A 7520-nucleotide genomic window follows, 5' to 3' on the forward strand; every position below is an offset into this window, starting at 1 on the left:
CACAAAATGCCCGAGCCGCTATTTGAACCTCGCTTTTCAACGGCCTGTTAAGGACACTTCATCCGCTTGGTACCTGCGATCAGTTCGCAACCTCGCTTGATGACCGGGAGGACTGTGCCGTTATCGCCACTTTGGCGCTGACACCACGGCGAAGACCTGCATGATCGCGTGTGGTTGAGTGTGCCTTCGCGTTGCGGAAAAGGGCGCGACTGGTCCGGCGCAGCGCGTTATATCCAGGCATATAATCCGCTTCGGACCCCACGTCCCCCGGCACCCGCCGGCCCTCTTGAAGGCGACGCACTTTGAAAAAGTCGCAATTGATGGCCGTCTCCAGTCCCTTCAGGCCTAGCGACATCGCGGCTGACGATCCTGTTCGCGCTGCCCTGCCGAGATTCGAACGGCGGCGAACGGCGCTCGAATACGAAGCCATCCTGCAGAACGCATGGGTGGGCATTCTGTTCACGCGCGGGCGGCGGGTGCTTCACTGCAATACCCGGTTCGCGGGGATGTTCGGGTACGGTCCGGGCGAGCTTGCGGGTCAGGAAGGCGCGTTGCTGTTTCCGAGTCGGGAAAGCTTCGAGGACCTTGGCGCCATCGTGGCCCCGCGTCTTGCCGCCGGCGAGACCGTGGATCTCGAATGGCGCATGCGGCGTCGGGGTGGTGATGAGTTCTGGTGTCGCCTGCTGGCAAAGGCGGTATCGCCATCGAAGCCATCCGAGGGGACGATCTGGATCGCGGAGGACGTCAGCGAGCGACGGCTCACGCAGGAGTCGTTGCGCCAGCTCGTGCGCGAGCAGCAGCAACTCCTCGACCACGCGACGGTGGGGATTGCACTCCTCCGCAATCGTTGCCTCGTACGCACCAATCCCCGCATGGAGGCGATTTTCGGTTACGCGCCAGGCGAGGTGAATGGACAGTCCACGCGCATCATCTTCCCCAGTGACGAAGCCTTCGAGCGCATGGGCCGAGCGCTCTACGCCGCGCCCCCGGGGGCGGCGCCGTTTCAAGGCGACATGCAGCTGCGGCGCAAGGACGGGAGCTTGTTCTGGGCGCGCCTGCTGGGGACTCCCCTCGATCCCCTCGATTACGAGCGCGGCTGGATTTTCGTGGTCGAGGACATCACCGAGCAAAGGCAGGCGAAGGAAGCGTTGGAACGGGCCCGCGACGAGCTGGAGCGCCGTGTTCGCGAACGCACAGCGGAACTCGCCTCTGCCAACGAAAAACTCCGCGTCGAAATCGGCGAACGCCGCCAGGCCGAAGAGCGTGCCCGCCACCTGGCGAATCACGACGTCCTCACCGGGCTTCCCAATCGTCGCCTGCTCAAGGATCGGCTCGGACAAGCCCTCGCGATCGCCCATCGCCACAAGTCGCACGTTGCGGTGATGTTCGTCGACCTCGATCGCTTCAAGGCCATCAACGACACCCTCGGGCACGAAGTGGGCGACAAGCTGCTCGTGTCGGTGGCGGACCGGCTGAAGCGCGTATTGCGCGAAGGTGACACCGTCGCGCGCGTGGGCGGGGACGAGTTCGTCGTGGTACTGCCCGAGCTCGGCAAGGACAGGGATGCCGCAGTCGTCGCCCGCAAGATTCTGGAACTCCTGGCGGACTCCTTCCGGTTCGACGCCAACGAACTCACGGTGACCCCGTCCATTGGCATTGCAGTCGCGCCGGGCGACGGCGACGACCCCGAGACGCTGCTGCGTCATGCGGATGCCGCGATGTACGAAGCCAAGGCGGCCGGGCGCAATACGTTCCACTTCCACGGCGAGGCGGCGCACCAGGCAGCAAGCCGGCGTCTCAACATGGAAGCAGATCTGCGGGAGGCGCTCGAACGGGGAGAGTTCGAGCTCTACTATCAGCCGCGCGTGGATATCGTGACCGGCGAACTGACCGGCTGCGAGGCGCTGGTGCGCTGGCACCATCCGCGGGAAGGTCTGCTGTCGCCGGAGCGCTTCATCCCGCTTGCGCAGGAAACCGGCCTCATCGTTCCCCTCGGCCAATGGGTGGTGCAGACGGCCTGCCAGGCGGCCGCCGCTTGGCAGCGGGCCGGAGCACGTCCGCGCGTCGTCGCCGTCAATGTCTCTGCGCGCGAGTATGCGCCCGAGCTGTTGCCTGCCGTCATCGAGGAGGCGTTGGCTTCCAGTGGTCTTCCGGGAGCCTGCCTGGAGCTCGAGCTGGACATCGAGACCCTCGATCTCGGCGGCGAGATCGAGGCCCGGCTGTCTCGGCTGCGGTCACTCGGCGTGCGGATCACCGCCGAGCGATTCCGGATCGCGCCGGAAGTACTGCTTGTCCTGCGCCGGTTGCAGGTCGACCGCATGAAGGTCGACCTCGGCGCTTTTCGCGATGTGCCGGCCAACGCGGATGAAACTGCCGTTGCGACCGGGCTGCTGCAATTGGCACATGGACTCGGACTCGATGCGGGGGTGGTCAGCGTCGAGACTCTGCCGCAGCTCACCTTCCTCCGCCGCCAAGGCTGCCGCGAGGCGCAAGGCTTTCTCATTGCAAGACCGCTTGCCGCGACTGCACTCGCACCCCTGCTGAATCAAGGCTTCCGATTCGAACTCGGTGACTGAAAGCCGTCAAAGGCTTCATGCACCCTTCACGTCCAGTACTGCCTCAGGTCGCCTGCCGCCGCTTGCTTCACCAAAGCGCGCTTCTCGTGGCTCTTCTCGTTCTTGCTGCCTGCAGCACGATCAAGCTGGCCTACCGGAACCTCGATGTCTACCTGGAATGGAAGGCCGACGGGTATTTCTCGCTCGACGATCAGCAGCGCGAACTGCTCAAGGCCGGGCTCGACGCAACGACGGCGTGGCATCGCAGGGAGGAGCTGTCGCGTTACACCGCAGTGCTGCTGGAAGCACGCAACCGGGTCGGCGGCGCGGTCACGGAGGAGGACATCGACTGGCTGCTCGCATCCGCGCGCGATCGGTACGACGCCCTCGCGCGCTATGCGGCCCCTCGCGCGGCGCGAGTATTGAGCTCGCTCTCGCCGGAGCAGATTGCGCATTTCGAGACGGCGTTGAAGCATGAGAACCAAACGTTCGCCGAGGAGTACGTCGATGTGCCGGTGGACGTGCAACGGCGGCGTCGCTGTGAGCGAACCATCGAGCTCATGGAAGAGTGGGTGGGTCCGCTCTCCGCGCAGCAGCACACGCGGATGGAGCAGTTGAGCAGTGACATTCCGCTTGCCAATGCCTTGCGCCTCGAGGACCGGCAGCGGCGCCAGCAGGCGCTGATCGGGTTGCTCAGGCGGCAACAGGCAGCCGGGTCGCTCGCCCCCGAACTCGAGGCGTGGATGCTCGAATGGGATCAGGGACGTTCGGCCGAGTACGAAGCGCTCACGCGCGCAACCCGGCAGCAGATGGTCGCAATGGTCGTCGAACTGCAGCATTCCCTTTCGCCCACCCAGCGGGAGCGCTTGCAGGCGCGACTGGAGCGCTACGCGCGGGACTTCGATGCCTTGGCGCCGCCGTCTGCCCGCCACGCCGAAGCCGGCACTGCCCTCGTGTTACTGGAGCCGCGGGTCAGTCGTTGAGGCGCGCGGCCGGAAGTGGATCGCCTCGGCGTTGATCCGGCGCATCAATGTTGGGTCCGCAAGCATTTGCCGGCTCAGCGCCGTGAAGGCGGCGGCATAGGCGGCCTGCAGGGGAGGGTAGGAGTAGATGCGGCCCCAGGCCTGACCGGTCCCACGGTAGTGACCGATCTGGCGTTCACCGGCCTCGGTGCGGGTGAACACGTCTGCCACTGCTGTAGCGTAGTAGGTCGATACGGCCGGGTTGATCGACGTGTAGCCGCTGACCTGAAAGACGAGACCATTTTCTTCCGGTCCCTCGATCGGTATCACATCCGTGAACATCGCCTGCAGCATGTGGAGGGCCGCTTCTCGCATGAAGCGCGATTCGGGGTAGCTCCAGACGTAGGGACCGAACGCAGAGACGTTGAAATCGCGCTGAGTCGGCGGGACCTCGAAAAGTATGGTGGCCGCGAACGGCAGCTCCACGCCAGCCGGTGCGACCACGACAGGGTGCGGCGGCGCGGCGGTCTGACATCCCGCGGCCGAGATCGACAGGGTCAAGGCCGCGACAAGCCGGCGCCACGGTGATCGCATCCCTACACGCACGCTGGCTACGTCCGGGTTTTCGCGCGCAGCCTCGCGAGCAGTGGCTTGTCCGCAAGAAGATCGTTGGCAATCTGCGCGAACGCAGCCTCGTAGGCTTCGCGGATGCCGCTGCGGGAATAGTTCGACTGCGACGCCTTGCCGTTTCCGTTGAAGGTCGCGATCGGCATCGCGTGCGTGTCGGCACCGGCAAACACGGTCGCCGTGGCGTTTGCGTAGTATTCGTTGAGGGTGGGATTCAGAGACGAATCTCCCTTCAGGACAATGGTGATGGCCGGACCTTCCACGGTTGCAGCGGGACCAGCGTCCGAGAAGAGCTTCTGAAACACGTTGAGCGCCGCCTGCTGCATCAGCTGGGCGTCGGGGTAGCTCCACCATGCCGAACGCATCTGAACCTGGGGCATGCCGGGATCCGGCTCCACGGCAACCCGCGCTGCAATCGGCAGCGACATGCCCGCGGGTGGATTCCATCCCTGCGGGGTCCACTCCCGGTAGTTCGAGGTAGTGCAAGCGGCGATGGACACCAGGGTTGCGATCCCAATCAAGGCTTGTGCGGCGCGACGGGTAAGGCGCATCATAAAGTGACTCCGCGGGGAACGATGGGCGATGCCGAAGGCGTGCATGATACCAAGCCTTCGCCGCGCGGCGCGTTGCCAGTGCGCCACGAACTCTTCAGCGGCATGAAAAAACGTCCAATGAATCAGTTGGTTGGGGGGCGTGCGAAAGCGTGTTCTGTTATAGTTCGTGGGATATTCCAACGAGGGCCGCCATGCACATGGATACCGCAGAGCTAGAAGCCGTTCAGGAAAAGCTCCAGGCGCTGAAGATCGAACACAAGGACCTGGACGACATCATCAACCGCCTGGCCCTTGCTTCCGGGCAGGATGAATTGCAACTGCGCCGGCTCAAGAAACGAAAGCTGTACATCAAAGACCACATCGCCTTCCTCGAGCGACAAGTCACACCCAGCGTGCCGGCCTGACGGCACCGTGCCGGGGTCAAGTGTCCGATTCCGACCCCGGTAACCTTCCCGTATTCGACCCCGGCGACCCGCTTTTCGTCGCGCCGGGGATCGTCCTTGATGCGTCCGAGATCGACCTGCGGTTCGTCCGTGCTGCCGGACCGGGTGGCCAGAACGTCAACAAGGTCGCCACCGCCGTACAGTTGCGCTTCGATGCGATGCGCTCTGCCACGCTGCCGGAAGAGGTCAAGATGCGGCTTCGGCGCCTGGCCGGGCGACGCATGACCGAAGCCGGCCTGCTGGTGATCCACGCACAGCGCTTTCGCACGCAGGCGCGCAACCGGGCAGATGCATTGGAGCGGCTCGTCGCCCTGATCCGCAGTGCGATGGAAGCTCCGCCACGGCGTGTCGCCACGCGCCCGACCCGCGCCTCACGGTTGCGCCGGCTCGAAGCCAAGCAGCGACGCGGTGCGCTCAAGCGCGCAAGAAAGGCTACGGGGGTGACCGACTGACGCCGGATCGACTCTCTGCCTTGCCCCGTCTCAGCCCTTCACGCATATCTTCGGCCGCAGCAACGCAACGCGCCGCGCCAGGCCGGCGCGCTCGGTCGCGTCCGCAACCGCATCGACGTCCTTGTAGGCGCCGGGCGCTTCCTCCGCAGCGCCACGCAGGGACTTCGTGCGGATGAGAATGCCGCGAGCGCGCAGATCCTCGACCAGTTCGCCGCCATTCCAGCGCTTGAGCGCGGCGGCGCGGCTCATGGCGCGACCGGCTCCGTGGCTTGCGGAGGAGAACGCGATGCGCTCGCTGGCGGACGTGCCTGCCAGCACGTAGGAACCCGTCCCCATGCTGCCGCCCACGATCACGGGCTGGCCCACTTCACGGTAGCGCCTGGGCAGCTTGTCGTGCCCGGGTCCGAGCGCGCGCGTCGCGCCCTTTCGGTGCACGTAGAGGATCTTCGACTGGCCGGAGATCTCGTGGCGCTCCGCCTTGCACGTGTTGTGGGAGACGTCGTACAGCGTTTCCAGCCGCGCCCCCGGAAGGACGCGGGAGAAGGCGTTGCGCGCGCGTTGTGCCAGCATCTGGCGATTGGCGAGTGCAACGTTGACCGCCGCATTCATCGCACCGAGATAGCGCTGGCCTTCGCGGGAGCGAACCGGCGCGCACGCGAGTTCGCGATCCGGCAACGAGAGACCCAGGCGGCCGGCCGCTTTCGCCAACGCGACGAGGTAATCGGTGCCGATCTGATGACCCAGTCCGCGCGATCCGCAATGGATCGATACGACGATCTGATCCGGCACGAGACCGTAAGCGCGAGCCGCGTCTGCGTCGTCGATGCGATCGACGACCTGCACTTCGAGGTAGTGGTTGCCGGAGCCGAGCGTTCCCATCTCACCGCGCTGCCGGCGTTTGGCCGTGTCGGACACGCATCGCGGCTGTGCGGCTGCCACTTTGCCGCGGTCTTCGACGAACTCGAGATCCTCGGGCACCCCGAAGCCGCGTGCCACGGCCCAGCGCGCACCTCCCTCCATGACCGCGTCAAGCTCGATGGGCGCGAGCCGGATGTCGCCGGGTTCGCCGACCCCGGCCGGGATGGTCCGGAACAGCTCGTCCGCCAGCGTTTCCATGCAAGGCGCCAGATCGTCGAGGGTAAGGTTGGTGCGCAGACAGCGAATCCCGCAGGAAATGTCGAAGCCGACACCGCCGGCGCAGACCACGCCCCCGGCGTCCGGGTCGAAAGCGGCGACACCGCCGATGGGAAAGCCGTAGCCCCAGTGAGCGTCGGGCATCGTCAGGGCGCAACCGACGAGCCCGGGCAGGCGCGAGACGTTCGCGATCTGCTCGAGCACCTTGTCGTCCATGCCAGCTATGAGCACCGCGCTGCCGAATAGATGCACCGCCGGCGTGCTCTGCTGCCCGTGCGTCGCGATCGGTGACCAGCAGCAGGGTGCGAGTTCCTGCAGGGAGTCGAGCTTCATCGACGGCGACTCAACTTGCGCGAGAGCATGCGCCCGTCAGACATCGACCACGCATCGCGCTTCCCACCCATCTGGCATTTCGGTGACGGCAAGCGCGGTGAGGGTGGCGCCCTTGACCTCCGTCCCGCGTGCGAAGTTCTCGCGCCACGGCTCACCGAGTGCTTCGCCACGCCACTGGTCTTGCGTGCGTGTCAGGCGAAACTGCGCGAGCGCGAGGCCGTGCGCCCGGGCCTCGGCGAGGAGTTCGTTCAGCCAGCGGACCAAGGCATACTCCGGATCGCTCTCGCGGAAGGCGACTGAGACTCGCGCGAGGGGCCGCACCTGCGATGGATGGACCATGATGGCGAACGTGGCTGAAGCTGCCGCCACCAGCGCGCACTCCAGCGTCGGTCCACGCCCGATCACGCCGATGTCGGCATCGTGCTCGAAGTAGGCGGCCTCCAGTGCGCGAACATGACAC

At 65.7% G+C, this 7520-nt stretch carries 8 protein-coding genes; 4 read left to right on the forward strand and 4 right to left on the reverse strand.

Features of this window, described 5'->3' with window-relative positions:
• Positions 1 to 302: 302 nt before the first annotated feature.
• Both JNK68_01220 and JNK68_01225 read left to right on the forward strand, forming a co-directional pair.
• Complete coding sequence (locus tag JNK68_01220; GenBank protein ID MBL8538967.1) at positions 303 to 2576, forward strand: diguanylate cyclase; 2274 nt, start codon at positions 303 to 305, stop codon at positions 2574 to 2576.
• A gap of 86 nt (positions 2577 to 2662) precedes the next feature.
• Positions 2663 to 3538 carry a hypothetical protein gene (locus JNK68_01225; GenBank protein MBL8538968.1) on the forward strand — a complete coding sequence of 292 codons (876 nt, stop codon included), beginning with the start codon at positions 2663 to 2665 and terminating at the stop codon, positions 3536 to 3538.
• Here JNK68_01225 and JNK68_01230 read toward each other — a convergent pair.
• Together JNK68_01230 and JNK68_01235 are read right to left on the reverse strand one after the other, a co-directional pair.
• Complete coding sequence (locus JNK68_01230) at positions 3512 to 4078, reverse strand: hypothetical protein (protein MBL8538969.1); 567 nt, start codon at positions 4076 to 4078, stop codon at positions 3512 to 3514. The two genes, JNK68_01225 and JNK68_01230, sit on opposite strands and share 27 nt — an antisense overlap.
• Before the next feature lie 50 nt (positions 4079 to 4128).
• Entirely contained in the window at positions 4129 to 4878 is a 750-nt protein-coding gene (locus JNK68_01235) for a hypothetical protein (protein ID MBL8538970.1), read from the reverse strand.
• Positions 4879 to 4895: 17 nt separating this feature from the next.
• Here JNK68_01235 and JNK68_01240 point away from each other — a divergent pair, with 17 nt between their 5' ends.
• Positions 4896 to 5102: a DUF465 domain-containing protein gene (locus JNK68_01240; GenBank protein MBL8538971.1), complete on the forward strand. Its 207-nt coding sequence runs from the start codon at positions 4896 to 4898 to the stop codon at positions 5100 to 5102.
• Between the two features lie 20 nt (positions 5103 to 5122).
• Positions 5123 to 5593, forward strand: a complete 471-nt coding sequence (arfB, locus tag JNK68_01245) for an aminoacyl-tRNA hydrolase (protein ID MBL8538972.1) — start codon at positions 5123 to 5125, stop codon at positions 5591 to 5593.
• A 30-nt stretch (positions 5594 to 5623) separates the two neighbouring features.
• Here arfB and JNK68_01250 read toward each other — a convergent pair whose 3' ends face one another.
• Positions 5624 to 7060 (reverse strand): RtcB family protein, encoded by a 1437-nt coding sequence (locus JNK68_01250; GenBank protein ID MBL8538973.1) that lies wholly within the window; start codon positions 7058 to 7060, stop codon positions 5624 to 5626.
• A gap of 36 nt (positions 7061 to 7096) precedes the next feature.
• Positions 7097 to 7504, reverse strand: coding sequence for an archease (locus JNK68_01255; protein ID MBL8538974.1), 408 nt, complete (start codon positions 7502 to 7504; stop codon positions 7097 to 7099).
• Between the last annotated feature and the right edge of the window lie 16 nt (positions 7505 to 7520).

It is taken from the genome of Betaproteobacteria bacterium (assembly GCA_016791345.1).
GTDB lineage: Bacteria > Pseudomonadota > Gammaproteobacteria > Burkholderiales > JAEUMW01 > JAEUMW01.